Source organism: Pseudomonas sp. FW305-7 (assembly GCF_058786735.1).
The window spans coordinates 130,960-146,298 of record NZ_JBYSZA010000001.1; the positions used below are offsets into that span (position 1 = coordinate 130,960).

A 15,339-nucleotide genomic window follows, 5' to 3' on the forward strand; every position below is an offset into this window, starting at 1 on the left:
GGACTATCTGTGCAGGCGTTTAAGCGTCTCGCTCGGCAACTCGTTGAACAGCGCCCGATAACTGCTGGAAAACCGCCCCAGGTGCCAGAACGACCAATTCATTGCCACTTCGGCCACCGTGGTTTCCGTTGGCCGGCGGCTGAGCAGTTCGCGATGGGCACTGTTCAACCGGCGCAAGCGCAACCAGTGGCTTGGCGTCATCCCGGTGTAATCCTTGAAGGCTTGCTGCAATTGACGCAGCGAGACGCCCGCCACGTTTGAAAGCTCAAGCAGATTGAGGGTTTCTTCGGGCGAGTCGGCGGCCCAATCGCCGACGCGCTTCATGATCGTTCGCTCTTCGGTGCGGCGCTGCAAGCCGCCTCGGTCGAGGTTGACCCGGGCGTTATCGAGGATGAACAGACAGTCGTCCAGTAGCTGTTTCGTCAATGCATCTTTGCTAGGCATATCAATAGATTGCGTCAACTTCGTGAGAGTCGAGCTTAACCAGCGACTGAACAGGGCGTTCTGCCCGCCATCGAGCGGCGTCATGAACAAGCCTTCGAGTTTCGCCACATCCAGACCGTGCTGACGGACAAATTCGGGGCCGAATACCACGGCAATTTCCTGGTAGTTCTCCGGGGTGATCCAGATGTTGCGGCTGTCTTCATTGAGCAGATACAGCGCGTTGTCGCTGCGATCGAAACAGAACGCGAGGGCACCCGATGGCGCGCTGAAATTCTGCTCGACCCGGGTGTTCATCTGCTCTTCATAAACCTCGACACCTTGCAGGTCCAGATACCTGATTTGCCCGGCGAAATGCCCCGGCGACATCTGCTGGTAATGCTGGACCCAACCCGGTGTGGCGCGGATTTGCTCGGAGACATCAGCGGTGCTGAATGCTTGAACCTGTAACGGATTGCACGTTGTCATGGGGTGACCTTGCGCACTCTTTTGGTGCGCTTTGGTGCTGCTTAAAGTGGATAGATGGAACTGCAAGGCGCGCCCAAGATAGTCGTCAACGCGCCACAGGGGAAGGGGCGGAAGATGAAACCCGCCCTCCCCGGCGTCTATAAAACCAATAACGAGGTCTTTATGAATGCCCCTTTCGATCAGCTGCTCACTTGGCTGAAAGATCACAAGATTACCGAAGTTGAATGTGTGGTCAGCGACCTGACCGGCATCGCCCGCGGCAAGATCGCACCGACCAACAAGTTCCTGCATGAGCGAGGCATGCGCCTGCCGGAAAGTGTGCTGCTGCAAACGGTAACCGGGGATTTTGTCGACGACGACATCTACTACGACCTGCTCGATCCTGCCGACATCGACATGGTCTGCAAGCCAGTGGCCGACGCCGTGTACGTGATTCCATGGGCGATCGAGCCAACCGCCATCGTCATCCACGACACCTTCGACAAGTTCGGCAACCCGATCGAACTGTCGCCGCGCAACGTGCTGAAGAAAGTCTTGCAGCTGTACACCGACAAAGGCTGGAAGCCGATTGTCGCGCCGGAAATGGAGTTCTACCTGACCCAACGCTGCGAAGACCCGGACTTGCCGCTCAAGGCACCGCTGGGCCGTTCGGGCCGTGCCGAAAGTGGTCGGCAGTCGTTCTCCATCGACGCCGCCAACGAATTTGATCCGCTGTTCGAAGACGTCTACGACTGGTGCGAGCTGCAAGGCCTGGACCTCGACACGCTGATCCACGAAGACGGCCCGGCGCAGATGGAAATCAACTTCCGTCACGGCGACGCGCTGGATCTGGCCGACCAGATCACCGTGTTCAAACGCACCATGCGCGAGGCTGCGCTCAAGCACAACGTCGCGGCGACGTTCATGGCCAAGCCGATTGGCGACGAGCCGGGCAGCGCCATGCACATCCACCAGAGCGTGGTGGACATCGCCACGGGCAAGCCGATCTTCGCCAACGCCGACGGGCAAATGAGCGAACTGTTCCTGCACTACATCGGCGGTTTGCAGAAGTACATCCCGAAGGTGCTGCCGATGTTCGCGCCGAACGTCAACTCGTTCCGCCGCTTCCTGCCGGACACTTCGGCGCCGGTCAACGTCGAATGGGGCGAAGAAAACCGCACCGTCGGTTTGCGTGTGCCGACCTCAAGCCCCGAAGCCATGCGCGTGGAAAACCGTTTGCCGGGCGCCGATGCCAACCCGTACCTGGCGATTGCCGCGAGTCTGCTCTGCGGTTACATCGGCATGGTCGAAGGCATCGAACCGAGCGCTGCGGTACAAGGCCGCGCTTACGAGCGCCGCAACCTGCGCCTGCCGATCACCATCGAAGAAGCGCTGACGCAGATGGAAGAGTGCGAGACCGTCGCGCAGTACCTCGGCGACAAGTTTGTTCGCGGCTACGTCGCGGTGAAGCGTGCCGAGCACGAAAACTTCAAACGCGTGATCAGCTCGTGGGAGCGCGAGTTCCTGATGCTGAGCGTCTAAATAAAATCTGCACAATCCTTGTGGGAGCGGTCTTGCCCGCGATGGCGGCGGCACATTCAAAAATGATGTGGAGGCTGCCGGCCTCATCGCGGGCAAGCCCGCTCCCACAGGAATAGTGAAACGCCTGAGAAATCCAATAATTCAAAGAGGTGTCGAAATGCGTCTGTTGAAATCCGTACTCCCGGTCGCGCTAAGTGTTCTATTCAGCGCCGTAGCCCACGCCCAGCCTCAGGTCAGCGTCTACAACTGGACCGACTACATCGGCGAAACCACCCTCGCCGACTTCCAGAGCAAAACCGGGATCAAGGTGATCTACGACGTTTTCGACTCCAACGAGACCCTCGAAGGCAAGCTGCTCGCCGGGCGTACCGGTTATGACGTGGTCGTGCCGTCCAACCACTTCCTCGCCCGTCAGGTAAAGGCCGGCGCGTTCCTCAAACTGGATCGTGCGCAGCTGCCGAACTGGAAAAACCTCGACCCGAAACTGCTTGAGCTGCTGGAGAAAAACGATCCGGGCAACCAGCATTCGGTGCCGTACCTGTGGGGCACCAACGGCATCGGCTATAACGTCGACAAGGTCAAGCAAGTGCTGGGCATCGATCACATCGATTCCTGGGCCGTGCTGTTCGAGCCGGAAAACATCAAGAAACTGTCGCAGTGCGGCGTGTCGATGATGGACTCGGCGGACGAAGTGTTCCCGGCCATCCTCAACTACATGGGCATGGACCCGCGCAGTGAGAACCCGGAAGACTTTAAAAAGGCCGAAGCCAAACTGCTGAGCATTCGTCCGTACATCACGTATTTCCACTCCTCGAAATACGTGTCGGACCTGGCCAACGGCGATATTTGCCTGGCCTTCGGCTATTCCGGCGACGTGTTCCAGGCCGCCAACCGCGCCAAGGAAGCCAAGAACGGCGTGAACATCGCTTACGCCATTCCCAAAGAAGGCGCCAACCTGTGGTTCGACCTGCTGGCCATTCCCGCCGACGCCAGCAACGAAAAGGAAGCGCACACCTTCATCAATTACCTGCTCGATCCACAAGTGATCGCCAAGGTCAGCGCGTCGGTCGGTTACGCCAACCCGAACCCGGCCGCCAAGCAGTACATGGATCAGGGCCTGGTCAATAACCCTGAGGTTTATCCCTCCCAGGCCGTGCTCGACAAACTCTACATCTCCTCTACCCCGCCCCAGGCGATCATGCGTCTGATGACTCGGTCCTGGAGCAAAGTGAAGTCCAACAAATGAATCAGTACACAACAGAACACGCCCGCTCCTACTACGCAGCCTCGGCTCGGGCGTCCACGCCTTACCCGGTCATCGACGGTGATCTGAGCGCAGATGTGTGTGTGATCGGCGGCGGGTTCACCGGGGTCAACACGGCCATTGAACTGGCGCAGCGCGGGCTGTCGGTGATTTTGATCGAGGCGCGCCGGATAGGTTGGGGCGCCAGCGGTCGCAATGGCGGACAGTTGATTCGCGGCATCGGCCATGAAGTCGAAGGCTTCGCCAAGTATGTCGGGCAAGAAGGCGTGCGCTATTTGCAGCGCGCCGGGATCGACTCGGTAGAACTGGTGCGCCAGCGCATCGAGGCCAACGCCATTGAATGCGACCTGCGCTGGGGCTTCTGTGACCTGGCCAACACCACTGCGCAGTTCGACGCTTTCAAGGATGAACTGGTCGATCTCGCCGAACTCGGTTATGCCCACGAAACCCGCATGATCGGCCCCGAGCAAGTCCGCCAGCAGGTGGTGGACTCCGGGATTTATGCCGGCGGCCTGCTGGACATGGGCTCGGGGCATCTGCACCCGCTGGATCTGGTGCAAGGCGAAGCGCGGCTGGCGGCCTCACTGGGTGTGCGCATCTTCGAGCAGAGTCCGGTGCTGGAAATCATTCACGGCACGACCGTACAGGTGCGCTGCGCCACCGCCACCGTACGTGCCGGCAGCCTGGTCCTCGGTTGCAACGCGCATCTGGACGAACTCGAACAACAACTCACTGGCAAGGTGCTGCCGGCCGGCAGTTACATCATCGCCACCGAGCCGTTGTCCGAAGAACGCGCCGCGCAGCTGGTTCCGCAGAATCTCGCGGTTTGCGATCAGAAAGTCGGCCTCGATTATTACCGGCTCTCGGCCGACCGGCGCTTGCTGTTCGGCGGTGCCTGCCATTATTCCGGGCATGATCCGGCAGACATCGCTGCCTATATGCGGCCGAAGATGCTCAAGGTCTTCCCGCAACTGGCAGACGTGCGCATCGATTACCAGTGGGGCGGCAAGATCGGCATTACCGCCAACCGTTTCCCGCAGGTCGGGCGTCTCAAGCAGCACCCGAACGTGTTCTACGCCCAAGGCTATTCCGGCCATGGCCTGAACGTCACCCACTGGTGTGCCAAGTTACTTGGCGAGGCGATCCATGCCGGCCACAGTCAGGGCATGGACGTGTTCAGCGGCGTGCCGCACATGACCTTCCCCGGCGGCCCGGCGCTGCGTTCGCCCCTGCTGGCACTGGGCATGTTCTGGTATCGCCTGCGCGAAATGCTCGGCTAGCAGAACAAACAGCGCTGTCGCGATCTGATCGTTCCCCCGCTCTGCGTGGCAACGATCAATTCTGTTTTCTTACCTGGCGAGCTATACACATTTGCTCTATCGCCAAGCACTTCTATATTGATGAAGTGCTTTTGCGTTCCTGACGCTCAGTGCCCAATCATTGAAGGAGGACACGGATGAAGTCGTCAGCCACCGACGAGCCGCTAGCACCAGGCCAGGCCCCCATCAAGACCCGTCGCTTCGGCATATCGCTGGTGTGGATCGTGCCGATCGTGGCGGTGCTGGTGGGCCTTTCGCTGGTGGTGCACAACCTGATGCAGGAAGGGCCGACCATCATCGTCAACTTCAAGACCGGCAGCGGTCTGGTGGCCAACAAGACCGAAGTCAAATACCGCAACGTGGTGGTCGGGCAAGTCACCGATGTCGAATTGAGCGATGACCAGAAGAGCGTCAACGCCACCATCAAACTGGCCAAACAGGCCGAAAGCTTCACCCGCGAAGACTCCCAGTACTGGGTCGTGCGCCCACGCATTGGCGCCGGTGGTGTATCGGGCATCGATACCCTGCTCTCCGGCGACTATATCGGCGCCGACATTGGCCAGGCCAACAACCGCGCCAAACAATTCAAGGGCCTGGAGAATCCGCCGCCGATCACCTACGGCGAGCCGGGCAAGCGTTTCATGCTGCACACCCAGGACCTCGGCTCGCTGGACATCGGTTCGCCGGTTTACTACCGCAAGATTCCGGTCGGTCAGGTTGTCACCTATGCCCTCGATGAAGGCGGCAAAGGCGTGAACATCGAAGTGTTCATCCATTCGCCCAACGACGCCTTTGTCACCGAAAACACCCGTTTCTGGAACGCCAGCGGTATTGACGTCAGCGTCGGTGCCAACGGCTTCCAGGTCAAAACCGAATCGCTGTCGTCCATGCTGGTCGGCGGCATCGCTTTCCGCGCCCCGGACTACAGCCCCAACGACGTGGTGGCGGCCGATGACAAAGACTTCGAACTGTTCGCCGATCAGCAAACCGCCCTCGCCCCGCCCAACGGCAAGGCGCAATACCTGAGCCTGCGTTTCGACCAGTCCCTGCGCGGACTCAAGGTCGATGCACCGGTGGAATTCCTCGGCATGGAAATCGGTCGGGTGGTGGCGATCAATCTGGATTTCGACGCGAAAAAACGCAGCTTCCCGCTGAACGTCGGCATCGTTATCTACCCGCAACGCCTCGGTATGGCCTACGGCAAAATGCTCACGGCGTTCAAGCACGACCCCAACGACGAAGCCGCCGGCATTCGCCTGATCGGCACCTTTATCGACAACGGCCTGCGCGCCCAGGCCCGCAGCGGTAATTTGCTGACCGGCCAGTTGTACATAGCGCTGGATTTCTTCCCGAAAGCCGAAAAAGTTGCCTTCGATCCGACCTTGCGCCCGGTGGTGATTCCGACCGTGCCGGGCAGCCTCGAACAGTTGCAGGAAAAACTCGAAGCCGTGGTCGACAAGCTCAACAAAGTGCCGGTCGATCGCATCGCCAACAACCTCGACAGCAATCTGGTCGAACTGCGCAAAGGCCTGACCCAGTTCAACGCCAAGACCTTGCCGGGGGTGCAGAGCACGCTCGCCGATGTCAGCAAGACCCTGCAGTCCGCCAGCTCGACCCTTGCCGAAGATTCGCCGCAACGCGAAAAACTCACCGAGACCCTCGACGAACTCGGGCGCATGTCGCGCTCGTTGCGTGAGTTGTCGGATTACCTCGGTCGTCATCCGGAATCGCTGATTCGCGGGCGTCCGGACAACGCGGCGCCACTGGATCTGAAAGGACCGCCACGCAATTGAGCACAGGAGTCAAACCGATGGCTGTACCGCTGAAGATCACCCTGCTCGCTGCGTTCATGCTACTGGGCGCCTGCCGCAGCGACCCGATCAGCTTTCATACGCTGACGCCGGTGCAACTGAGCAATAAGGGCAGCGGCACACAGATCCCGATCGAAAGCCTCAGTGTGCCGCCGCAGGTCGACCGTGCACAAATCGTCATCCGTCAAGGCAACAGCGGCCTGGCGATTCTGGAAACAGATTGGTGGGGCGCGACACTTGCCGATGAGTTGCGCGGTGCGTTGAGCGATCAACTGAGCAACAGCAGCGGGCGCGGCAACGTCTCGGTGCGTATCGAGGTGCAGCGTTTCGACTCGATTCCCGGCCAGTATGGTTTGATCGAAGCAAAATGGCGCCTGCGTCCACTCGGTGAGACTGACAGCAGTCTGGTGACATGCCGCTCGACGTTACAGACCCCGTCCGGACCGAGCATCGATGACTTGGTGACGGCTCAGCAGAACAACGTCAAACGTCTCGCTGCGTTGATCAGTCAGGCGGCTGGCAACTCGCGAGGATGTCCGCCAGGTCCTTGATCAGTCACGCCGCTTTACCTCGATACTCGATGTTGGTTAAACCCGGGCGCAAACAAAACTGCATTTGAGTTTATTTATCAAATGTCTGCTTTAGTTGTGCCCGGTAACTTCCGGCAATTTTTTCACATGTTCTTCACTGCCCCGCCACGCCCCCGAACGTAGTGTTCAGCCTGCATTCAACTCAGTCGTCGTAAAGTCGCTCGCAGCCTGAGCCTTACGTTGCGCTGAATGAAATACCGAACATTCAAAGGGGCAGGATTGTGGCGCCGTTATTTCAACTGAAAACGTTATTCAGGTCGCCGCAAACCCTGCGTTTGCGCCTGTTGCTCGCACTGGTTTGCGTAGTGTTCGTGGCCATTCTGGTCAGCGGTTTCGTGTTCTGGCCACGCTCACCGAACGATCTGGATCATGCAAGCCGCCGCGTCACTGCCGAATGGATGCAGGCCTGGCAAGCCGGCGAAGTGGTCGCACTGGTGCGCCATACCGAACGTTGTGATCGCTCCGGCAACACTTGCCTGGGGCCGGCCGACGGGATCACCCAGGTCGGTAGCGTGGCGGCGGTCGCCGTTGGTCAGGGCTTTCAGCAATTGGGCATGCAGCAGGCTCAAGTGCTGAGCAGTCCGTTGACCCGAACCGCACAAACCGCGCAGTACATGTTCGGTCAGGACGCCAGCACGCAAGACTGGCTGGCCACCTGCGGCCCTGTGCTGCGCGATGAAGTGATCGCCCACAAAACAGCCGGGCAGAATCTGGTGTTGGTGACCCACAGCGGTTGCATCAGCGACTTTGAAAAGCAAACCGGCTTCCCCCACGCGATTGCCGCTGAATACGGCAGTGTATTGCTGGTTCGTATTGACAGCCATAAACAACTAAACGTACTGGGCATTATTAATGTGCCGTTCTGGAAAACCCTGAACATTGCTGATGCACAGAACTAACGCCCATTCAATTCAACGTTTCGCACCCGATACTTATATCCGCGCCAAGGTCCAGTGATGACGTCTGATAACAAACCGTTGCGCCACGCCGTCCGGCATTTACCGCAGACGCCAACAGCACGAACATTTGAGCGCTGGGCGATTCCCGGTCTGATCCTCGCTTTTGTGTTGTTTTACCTGTTGCCGCTGATGACCCACGGCTTATGGATCCCCGACGAAACCCGTTACGGCCAGATCAGCCAGGAAATGCTCCTGAGCGGTAACTGGGTCGCGCCGCATTTCATGGGCATTCGCTACTTCGAAAAACCCATCGCCGGTTACTGGATGATCGCCATCGGTCAGGCGATTTTTGGTGACAACCTGTTTGGCGTCAGGATCGCCTCGGCGCTGAGCACAGGTGCGAGTGTCTGGCTGACCTATCTGCTGGCTCAGCGACTGTGGAACAGTCCGCGTCTTAGCGCGGCGTGCGCGCTGCTGTTCATGAGTTTTGGTCTGATCGCCGGTCAGGCGGGTTATGCCAACCTCGATCCGCAGTTCACCTTGTGGGTCAACCTGAGTCTGGTGGCGGTCTGGTTTGCCATCGACAGTCGCACCACGACGGCGCGGATCAGCAGTTGGGCACTGTTGGGCGCAGCGTGCGGCATGGGCCTGATGACTAAAGGGTTCCTTGCGCTGCTTCTGCCGGTGTTGGTCGCCCTGCCCTACATGATCTGGCAACGCCGTTTTGGCGAACTGCTGCGCTTCGGCCCGGTGGCGGTGCTGGTGGCCGCCGTTGTCAGCGTGCCGTGGGCGTTGGCTGTGCATTACCGGGAACCGGACTTCTGGCGATTCTTCTTCTGGCATGAACACATCCGCCGTTTCGCTGCGGGCGATGACGCCCAGCACGCGCGGCCATGGTGGTTCTACCTGCCGCTGCTGTTTGCTGCCACGTTGCCATGGGCGCTGTTGTTGCCGTCGACGCTGATCCGCACCTGGCGCGAAAAGGCCGAGCCGAAAATCGCCTTCCTCGCCCTATGGTTCTTGCTGCCGCTCGCGTTCTTCAGCCTGAGCAGCGGCAAGTTGCCGACTTACATCATGCCGTGCCTGATGCCATTGGCCTTGTTGATGGGCCACACCGTGGTGAACTGGCTGGACCACGGCGACGCGCGAGTGCTGCGTCTGAACGGCGTGGTCAACACCGTGCTGGCCAGTGTCGCGCTGATTGCCCTGATCTACTTGCAGGCCACCAGAGAGATTTATGAAAACACCGAGATGTTCAGCCTGTCGCTGGTGTTTATCGTGCTTATCGGCTGGATCATCGCCAACGCCCTGCAAATCATGCGGCCGCTTACGCTGTGGGCGATGCCGGCGTTGGGCATCGGTCTGCTGATTGCGCTGCTGCCAGCGGCGATGCCGGCGCAGATTGTCGACAGCAAGATGCCGGATCAGTTTATTGCCGAGCATCAACAGGCATTGAGCGAAACCACTTCACTGCTGAGCAACGACCTGGGGGCCGCGTCGGCGCTATCGTGGCGTTTGAGGCGCCCGGAGGTTGACCTGTTCAACACCGTCGGCGAGTTGAAATACGGACTCGACGATCCGGCCATGGCTTCGCGCAAGGTCGGTCTGGATGATGTCAGTCAGTGGATGACCGAGGCGCGCAAAAGAGGCCCGGTGGGCGTGGTGATGCGCGTCAACAGTGTTCAGGAGGCTCAGGAAATCGAGTTGTTGCCAATCGATGGCCAGCACTTCCAGCGCGGCAACCTGCACATCTACCTCTTCGGCAAAACCCGGCCATGACCTCAAAGACCAGGCGCCCCGGCGCCTGGCAGCCTCTATTGCCTCCTGCCTTGAATGACGCTGAATGACGCACGGCAATCGTGCGTCTGCAAGTCGCTGCTAATCTGAATGGCAATGACATGTATTAACGGTTTCTTTGACGTTTTTTTCTCATTTGCTTCTCTACATTGCCGGCGGCCCAATATATGCAAATCATTCGCATTGAAACCTGCCCGCGAATGCCTGCCCATAACGTCTAAAAAATCAGGAGCGTTCTCGTCATGAATTCACAGTTTCCGGCCTATCTGAAACGCGCTTTGCTGGCCACCGCCCTGCTCGGCGCAGGTCAGGCGTTTGCTGCCGACAGCATTGGCCTGGTGGTCTACAACGCACAGCACGAAAGCCTGACCAAGGCCTGGGTGGCCGGGTTTACCGAAGAAACCGGGATTCCGGTGACGATTCGCAATGGCGATGACACCGAGATGGGCAATCAGCTGGTGCAGGAAGGTTCGGCTTCTCCGGCGGATGTGTTTTTGACCGAGAACTCCCCGGCGATGGTGCTGGTGGACAACGCCAAACTGTTTGCCCCGGTAGCGCCGGCGACGCTGGAACAAGTGGATTCGGCCTATCGTCCGGCCCACGGTCAGTGGATCGGTATCGCCGCGCGCTCCACCGTATTTGTCTACAACCCGAGCAAACTGGTGGAAAAAGACCTGCCAAAATCCCTGCTCGATCTGGCCAAACCTGACTGGAAGGGTCGCTGGGCTGCATCCCCGGCCGGCGCGGACTTCCAGGCGATCGTCGCCGCCGTGCTGGAACAGAAAGGTGAAGCGGCCACACTCGACTGGCTCAAAGGCATGAAGACCAACGCCACTGTCTACCGTGGTAACAGCGCTGTGCTCAAAGCGGTGAATGCCGGGCAGATCGACAGCGGCGTGATCTACCACTATTACAGTTTTGTCGATCAGTCCAAGACCGGCGAAAACAGCAAGAACACCCAACTCCACTACTTCAAACATCAGGACCCGGGTGCTTTCGTGAGCATCTCCGGCGCTGGTGTGCTGGCCTCCAGCAAACACCAGGATGAAGCTCAGCAGTTCCTCAAGTACATCACTGGCAAACAGGGCCAGGAGATTCTTCACAGCGGTAATTCCTTTGAATACGCGGTCGGCAAAGACGCGCCGTCCAACCCGAAACTGACGCCGCTGAAGGATCTCGATGCGCCAAAAGTCGATGCGTCGAAACTCGACAGCCAGAAAGCCGTCGAGCTGATGACCCAGGCCGGACTGCTGTAAGTGATGCCCGAAACCTTACCGGCAGAGGTGGCGGCAGCCTCCTCCGCCCATCGTCCACTGAAAGCCCGCGCCCTTTCCGGTCGCGGGGGATCGTGGGTGGTGGCGTTGGCGATCGGCGTGTCGTTGTTGTCGCTGCTGCCAATCGCTTTTGTGATCGGCGTGTCGTGGACCACCGGTTGGGCGACCATTCAAGCCTTGGTGTTCCGCCCCCGTGTGGGTGAGCTGCTGGTCAACACCGTGCTGCTGGTGTTGATCACCCTGCCGCTGTGCATCGTGCTGGGTACCACGCTGGCCTGGCTGACCGAACGCACCAACCTGCCGGGTCGGCGTCTTTGGTCGTTGCTCGCGGTGGCACCGCTGGCGGTGCCGGCGTTCGTGCACAGCTACGCGTGGGTCAGCCTGACTCCATCGATTCATGGCTTGCCCGCCGGCGTGCTGGTGTCGGTGGTCGCTTATTTCCCGTTTCTGTATTTGCCGATTGCAGCGACCTTGCGCCGCCTCGATCCGGCCATTGAGGACGTTGCCGAATCCCTCGGCCTCAAGCCCTGGGCGGTGTTTTTTCGGGTGGTGTTGCCGCAGTTGCGGCTGGCGATCTGTGGCGGTGCGCTGCTGGTCGGCCTGCATCTGCTGGCCGAATACGGTCTCTACGCGATGATCCGTTTCGATACCTTCACCACGGCGATTTTCGATCAGTTCAAATCGACCTTTAACGGCCCGGCGGCGAACATGCTCGCCGGGGTGCTGGCCCTGTGTTGTCTGGCGATGCTCACCGTCGAATCCGCCGCCCGTGGCCAGGCGCGCTATGCGCGAGTCGGCGCTGGTAGTGCCCGCGAGCAGCGCACCATTCGCTTGAAACGCAGCGCAGTGGTCGCAGGACTTGCCCTGCAAAGTCTGACCTGCCTGCTCGCGCTCGGCGTGCCGTTGCTGACATTGGGTCGCTGGTTGATCGCTGGCGGTGCCGAGGTCTGGGAAAGTGGCGAGCTGCTGCCCGCCCTGCTGCAAACTCTGTCGTTCGGTGTGGCCGGGGCCTTGCTGACCAGTCTGGCGGCGATTCCGATTGCCTGGCTGTCGATTCGCGCGCCGGGCAAATTGCAGCGCTTGCTCGAAGGCTGCAACTACATCACCAGTGCGTTGCCGGGGATCGTCGTGGCGCTGGCCTTGGTCACCGTGACCATCCATTTCGCCCGGCCGATCTACCAGACCACCATTACCGTGCTGCTCGCTTACCTGCTGATGTTTTTGCCGCGTGCGCTGGTCAGCCTGCGCGCCGGTTTCGCTCAGGCACCGGTTGAGCTGGAAAACATCGCGCAAAGCCTCGGCCGCTCGCCACTGCGCGCCTTGTGGCTGATCACCCTGCGCCTCGCCGCGCCCGGTGCAGCCGCTGGTGCGGCGCTGGTATTTCTGGCGATCACCAATGAACTGACCGCCACGCTTCTGCTCGCCCCTAACGGCACACGGACCCTGGCCACCGGTTTCTGGGCCATGACCAGTGAAATCGATTACGCCGCCGCTGCGCCTTACGCGCTGCTGATGGTCCTGCTTTCACTGCCGCTGACAGCCATTCTCTATCACCAATCCAGGCGCACCGCTGGCCGATGAACGCACTCGAACTGATCTCCCTGAGCAAAGCCTTTGGCGCGCAGAAAGCGCTGGATGACATCTGTCTGTCCGTCGCGACCGGCAGCCGCACGGTCATTGTCGGCCCTTCCGGTTCCGGCAAAACCACGCTGTTGCGGATGATCGCCGGTTTTGAATTTCCCGATGCCGGCAGCCTCACCCTTAACGGCCAGACGCTGGTCGACAGCAGCCACGCCGTGCCGGCCTACCAACGCCAGATCGGCTATGTGCCGCAGGACGGCGCGCTGTTTCCGCACATGACCGTGGCCGCCAACATCGGCTTCGGCCTGGCCCTGAGCGGTGCGGCCAGAACAGAGCGCATCGCGCAATTGATGGACAGCGTGGCGCTTGACGCCCACATGGCCAGCCGCTGGCCACACGAATTATCCGGCGGCCAGCAGCAACGAGTGTCCCTCGCCCGGGCGTTGGCCCAGCAACCGCGCTTGATGCTGCTCGACGAGCCGTTTTCCGCCCTTGATACCGGACTGCGCAGCGCCATGCGCAAAATGGTCGCGCGCCTGCTTGAAGAGGCCGGCGTCACCACCATTCTGGTGACTCACGATCAGGGTGAGGCGCTGTCGTTCGCCGATCAGTTGGCGGTCATGCGTGGCGGGCGGCTGGTGCAATCGGGGCACCCGATGGACCTCTACCGCTACCCGGACGATGAGCAGACCGCGCATTTCCTCGGCGAAGCGGTGGTGATGCCGGCGCGGATCGAATCCGGTTGGGCGCACTGCGATCTCGGCCCGGTGCCGGTCAACAGCAACGGCTTCATCGGCAATGCACAGATCATGTTGCGCCCGGAGCAGTTGCAGGTGATCGACGGGGTAAACGACGCGCAGGCCTGCAATGCCGTGGTCACCGAGCGCGATTTCGCCGGCAACACCTGCACGCTCACCGTCGAACTGCGCTCGCAAACCACTCAGGATCCGGGCCGTTCGCTGTTGGTGCGCAGCTCCGGCATGCACGCGCCACCGGCCGGCAGCGCGGTGCAGTTGTCGATACTCGGCGCCGCCCATGTGTTCGCCGCGTCCTGATCAGAGGTCGAAGCGATCCACCGCACGGCGCCGCTCGTTGTCGTCGCGCACGTCGTAGTTGGCCGTGGTCTGGATGTTGCTGTGGTGCGCGAGCTTCTGCGCAATCGACAGATCGTGCTCTTCAATCACCCGGGTGATGAACGAGCGGCGGAAATCGTGGGGCATGATTTTCACGCCGACCTGGGTGCCGCGCTGGCGGGCGATGTAGTAGATCGCGTGTTTGGTGATGCGCTCGCGGGTGATGTGGCTGCCGCGACGGATGCGGTTGAACAGAAAGGCATCGTCGCTTTCGCCCTCCTTGAGTTGCGAGCGGCGAAATTCCAGCCAGGCATTGAGCTTGGCAAACGCCCAGGCCGGTGCGTACTTGATCAGTTGTTTATTGCCCTTGCCGGTAACGGTCAGGCTGCGTTCGCTGAAGTCGACCTGATTCAGGTCCAGATCCACCGATTCCGACTTGCGCATGCCGGTGCCGTACAGCAAGGCAATCACGGCGGCGTCGCGCAGGCCTTGCGGGCGTGGATCGGCGGCGCACACCTCCATCAATTCGTGAATCAGCGTGCGCTTCAAGTTGCGCCCCTGCGACAAACGCGTGCCGGCAATGCCTTTGACCGAACGCATCTTCAATAAATGATCCTGCGTGATCATGCTCATCCGCCACGCTTCATTCATCACGCCGCGCACGGCGTTTACATAGAGCGAAGAAGTGTTCGGCGCATAGTTGTCTTCGCGCAACGCGGCGACTAAGGCGACAACATCTTCAGGCTGCAAGGCGTGCCAGGGAATGTCCTCGACATTCATGTCTTCAAAACCGAGGCGGTCAGCAGCGTCCTGCAAAACATAACGCATGGTCAGTTGGCTGGAGGGCGCCAGACGCGCCAGATACACGGTCATCGGATTGGTTTGGCGGGTTTCCAACGGGACAGCGGACAAGTCAGTCAAACGTAAAGGCCTTGAGTAAAAACAATTCAACACACCAACTAACAACTGCAACATTCCCAGTATAAGGGGAACACTTCTGTAGGACTTTTCTACTAAAAATGACGATAAACGGTAGAAGTCTGAACAGTGGCTGTATGAGTTTCATATAAACGATTCGCCAACCGCTTTTTCATGTTCCTTTCACAAAAACGGGCATAACCTTAATTCCAATAGAACCCGCGGCGGCGGTGCCCAAACTGCCGCGCAACGCCCGAAAAGTCAACCTGACCCCGACGGTAAGTCATCTCAGCAACTTATTGATGCGAAGGTATTTTTTGCGTCTACGCTGAAGTTGGATCCGATTTTTCGAGTTGGTTTTCTTCTGATTGTTTGTGATGAGG

12 protein-coding genes are annotated in these 15,339 nt (G+C 59.8%); 10 read left to right on the forward strand and 2 right to left on the reverse strand.

Translation table 11 applies throughout. The features are described 5' to 3' along the window. Nucleotides 1-3: 3 nt before the first annotated feature. Nucleotides 4-909 (reverse strand): helix-turn-helix domain-containing protein, encoded by a 906-nt coding sequence (locus tag AC3WMT_RS00610; protein WP_103302012.1) that lies wholly within the window; start codon nucleotides 907-909, stop codon nucleotides 4-6. 162 nt (nucleotides 910-1,071) lie between these two features. Here AC3WMT_RS00610 and AC3WMT_RS00615 point away from each other — a divergent pair, with 162 nt between their 5' ends. The 10 genes from AC3WMT_RS00615 (at nucleotide 1,072) to AC3WMT_RS00660 (ending at nucleotide 14,020) form a co-directional block, all read left to right on the forward strand. After that, a complete protein-coding gene (locus tag AC3WMT_RS00615; RefSeq protein ID WP_103302013.1) occupies nucleotides 1,072-2,430 on the forward strand; it encodes a glutamine synthetase family protein in 1,359 nt (452 codons plus the stop codon). A gap of 157 nt (nucleotides 2,431-2,587) precedes the next feature. Then, the gene (locus AC3WMT_RS00620; RefSeq protein WP_103302014.1) at nucleotides 2,588-3,676 is read left to right on the forward strand and encodes a polyamine ABC transporter substrate-binding protein; all 1,089 of its coding nucleotides are present in this window, start codon (nucleotides 2,588-2,590) and stop codon (nucleotides 3,674-3,676) included. Then, nucleotides 3,673-4,974, forward strand: coding sequence for an NAD(P)/FAD-dependent oxidoreductase (locus AC3WMT_RS00625; RefSeq protein ID WP_103302015.1), 1,302 nt, complete (start codon nucleotides 3,673-3,675; stop codon nucleotides 4,972-4,974). Before AC3WMT_RS00620 ends, AC3WMT_RS00625 begins: the two co-directional genes overlap by 4 nt. A gap of 176 nt (nucleotides 4,975-5,150) precedes the next feature. Further along, the gene (locus AC3WMT_RS00630) at nucleotides 5,151-6,806 is read left to right on the forward strand and encodes a PqiB family protein (protein WP_103302016.1); all 1,656 of its coding nucleotides are present in this window, start codon (nucleotides 5,151-5,153) and stop codon (nucleotides 6,804-6,806) included. Between the two features lie 17 nt (nucleotides 6,807-6,823). Further along, nucleotides 6,824-7,375 carry a PqiC family protein gene (locus AC3WMT_RS00635; RefSeq protein ID WP_103302017.1) on the forward strand — a complete coding sequence of 184 codons (552 nt, stop codon included), beginning with the start codon at nucleotides 6,824-6,826 and terminating at the stop codon, nucleotides 7,373-7,375. 260 nt (nucleotides 7,376-7,635) lie between these two features. Continuing rightward, nucleotides 7,636-8,313, forward strand: a complete 678-nt coding sequence (pmrG, locus tag AC3WMT_RS00640) for a lipopolysaccharide core heptose(II)-phosphate phosphatase PmrG (protein ID WP_371919299.1) — start codon at nucleotides 7,636-7,638, stop codon at nucleotides 8,311-8,313. Nucleotides 8,314-8,370: 57 nt separating this feature from the next. After that, nucleotides 8,371-10,092 carry a lipid IV(A) 4-amino-4-deoxy-L-arabinosyltransferase gene (arnT, locus tag AC3WMT_RS00645; RefSeq protein ID WP_103302018.1) on the forward strand — a complete coding sequence of 574 codons (1,722 nt, stop codon included), beginning with the start codon at nucleotides 8,371-8,373 and terminating at the stop codon, nucleotides 10,090-10,092. Between the two features lie 260 nt (nucleotides 10,093-10,352). Further along, entirely contained in the window at nucleotides 10,353-11,366 is a 1,014-nt protein-coding gene (locus tag AC3WMT_RS00650) for an iron ABC transporter substrate-binding protein (RefSeq protein WP_103302019.1), read from the forward strand. Nucleotides 11,367-11,369: 3 nt separating this feature from the next. Further along, nucleotides 11,370-12,965 carry an ABC transporter permease gene (locus AC3WMT_RS00655; RefSeq protein WP_103302449.1) on the forward strand — a complete coding sequence of 532 codons (1,596 nt, stop codon included), beginning with the start codon at nucleotides 11,370-11,372 and terminating at the stop codon, nucleotides 12,963-12,965. Continuing rightward, the gene (locus AC3WMT_RS00660) at nucleotides 12,962-14,020 is read left to right on the forward strand and encodes an ABC transporter ATP-binding protein (protein WP_103302020.1); all 1,059 of its coding nucleotides are present in this window, start codon (nucleotides 12,962-12,964) and stop codon (nucleotides 14,018-14,020) included. The genes AC3WMT_RS00655 and AC3WMT_RS00660 overlap by 4 nt, the downstream gene beginning before the upstream one ends. Here AC3WMT_RS00660 and AC3WMT_RS00665 read toward each other — a convergent pair whose 3' ends face one another. Further along, entirely contained in the window at nucleotides 14,021-14,911 is an 891-nt protein-coding gene (locus AC3WMT_RS00665) for a site-specific integrase (protein WP_103302450.1), read from the reverse strand. Between the last annotated feature and the right edge of the window lie 428 nt (nucleotides 14,912-15,339).

Bases quoted from the DNA above. Each gene is read 5' to 3' on its own strand.
- AC3WMT_RS00610 (WP_103302012.1), bottom strand. From the start codon at position 909: ATGACAACGTGCAATCCGTTACAGGTTCAAGCATTCAGCACCGCTGAT.
- AC3WMT_RS00615 (WP_103302013.1), top strand. From the start codon at position 1,072: ATGAATGCCCCTTTCGATCAGCTGCTCACTTGGCTGAAAGATCACAAG.
- AC3WMT_RS00620 (WP_103302014.1), top strand. From the start codon at position 2,588: ATGCGTCTGTTGAAATCCGTACTCCCGGTCGCGCTAAGTGTTCTATTC.
- AC3WMT_RS00625 (WP_103302015.1), top strand. From the start codon at position 3,673: ATGAATCAGTACACAACAGAACACGCCCGCTCCTACTACGCAGCCTCG.
- AC3WMT_RS00630 (WP_103302016.1), top strand. From the start codon at position 5,151: ATGAAGTCGTCAGCCACCGACGAGCCGCTAGCACCAGGCCAGGCCCCC.
- AC3WMT_RS00635 (WP_103302017.1), top strand. From the start codon at position 6,824: ATGGCTGTACCGCTGAAGATCACCCTGCTCGCTGCGTTCATGCTACTG.
- arnT (WP_103302018.1), top strand. From the start codon at position 8,371: ATGACGTCTGATAACAAACCGTTGCGCCACGCCGTCCGGCATTTACCG.
- AC3WMT_RS00650 (WP_103302019.1), top strand. From the start codon at position 10,353: ATGAATTCACAGTTTCCGGCCTATCTGAAACGCGCTTTGCTGGCCACC.
- AC3WMT_RS00655 (WP_103302449.1), top strand. From the start codon at position 11,370: ATGCCCGAAACCTTACCGGCAGAGGTGGCGGCAGCCTCCTCCGCCCAT.
- AC3WMT_RS00660 (WP_103302020.1), top strand. From the start codon at position 12,962: ATGAACGCACTCGAACTGATCTCCCTGAGCAAAGCCTTTGGCGCGCAG.
- AC3WMT_RS00665 (WP_103302450.1), bottom strand. From the start codon at position 14,911: ATGACCGTGTATCTGGCGCGTCTGGCGCCCTCCAGCCAACTGACCATG.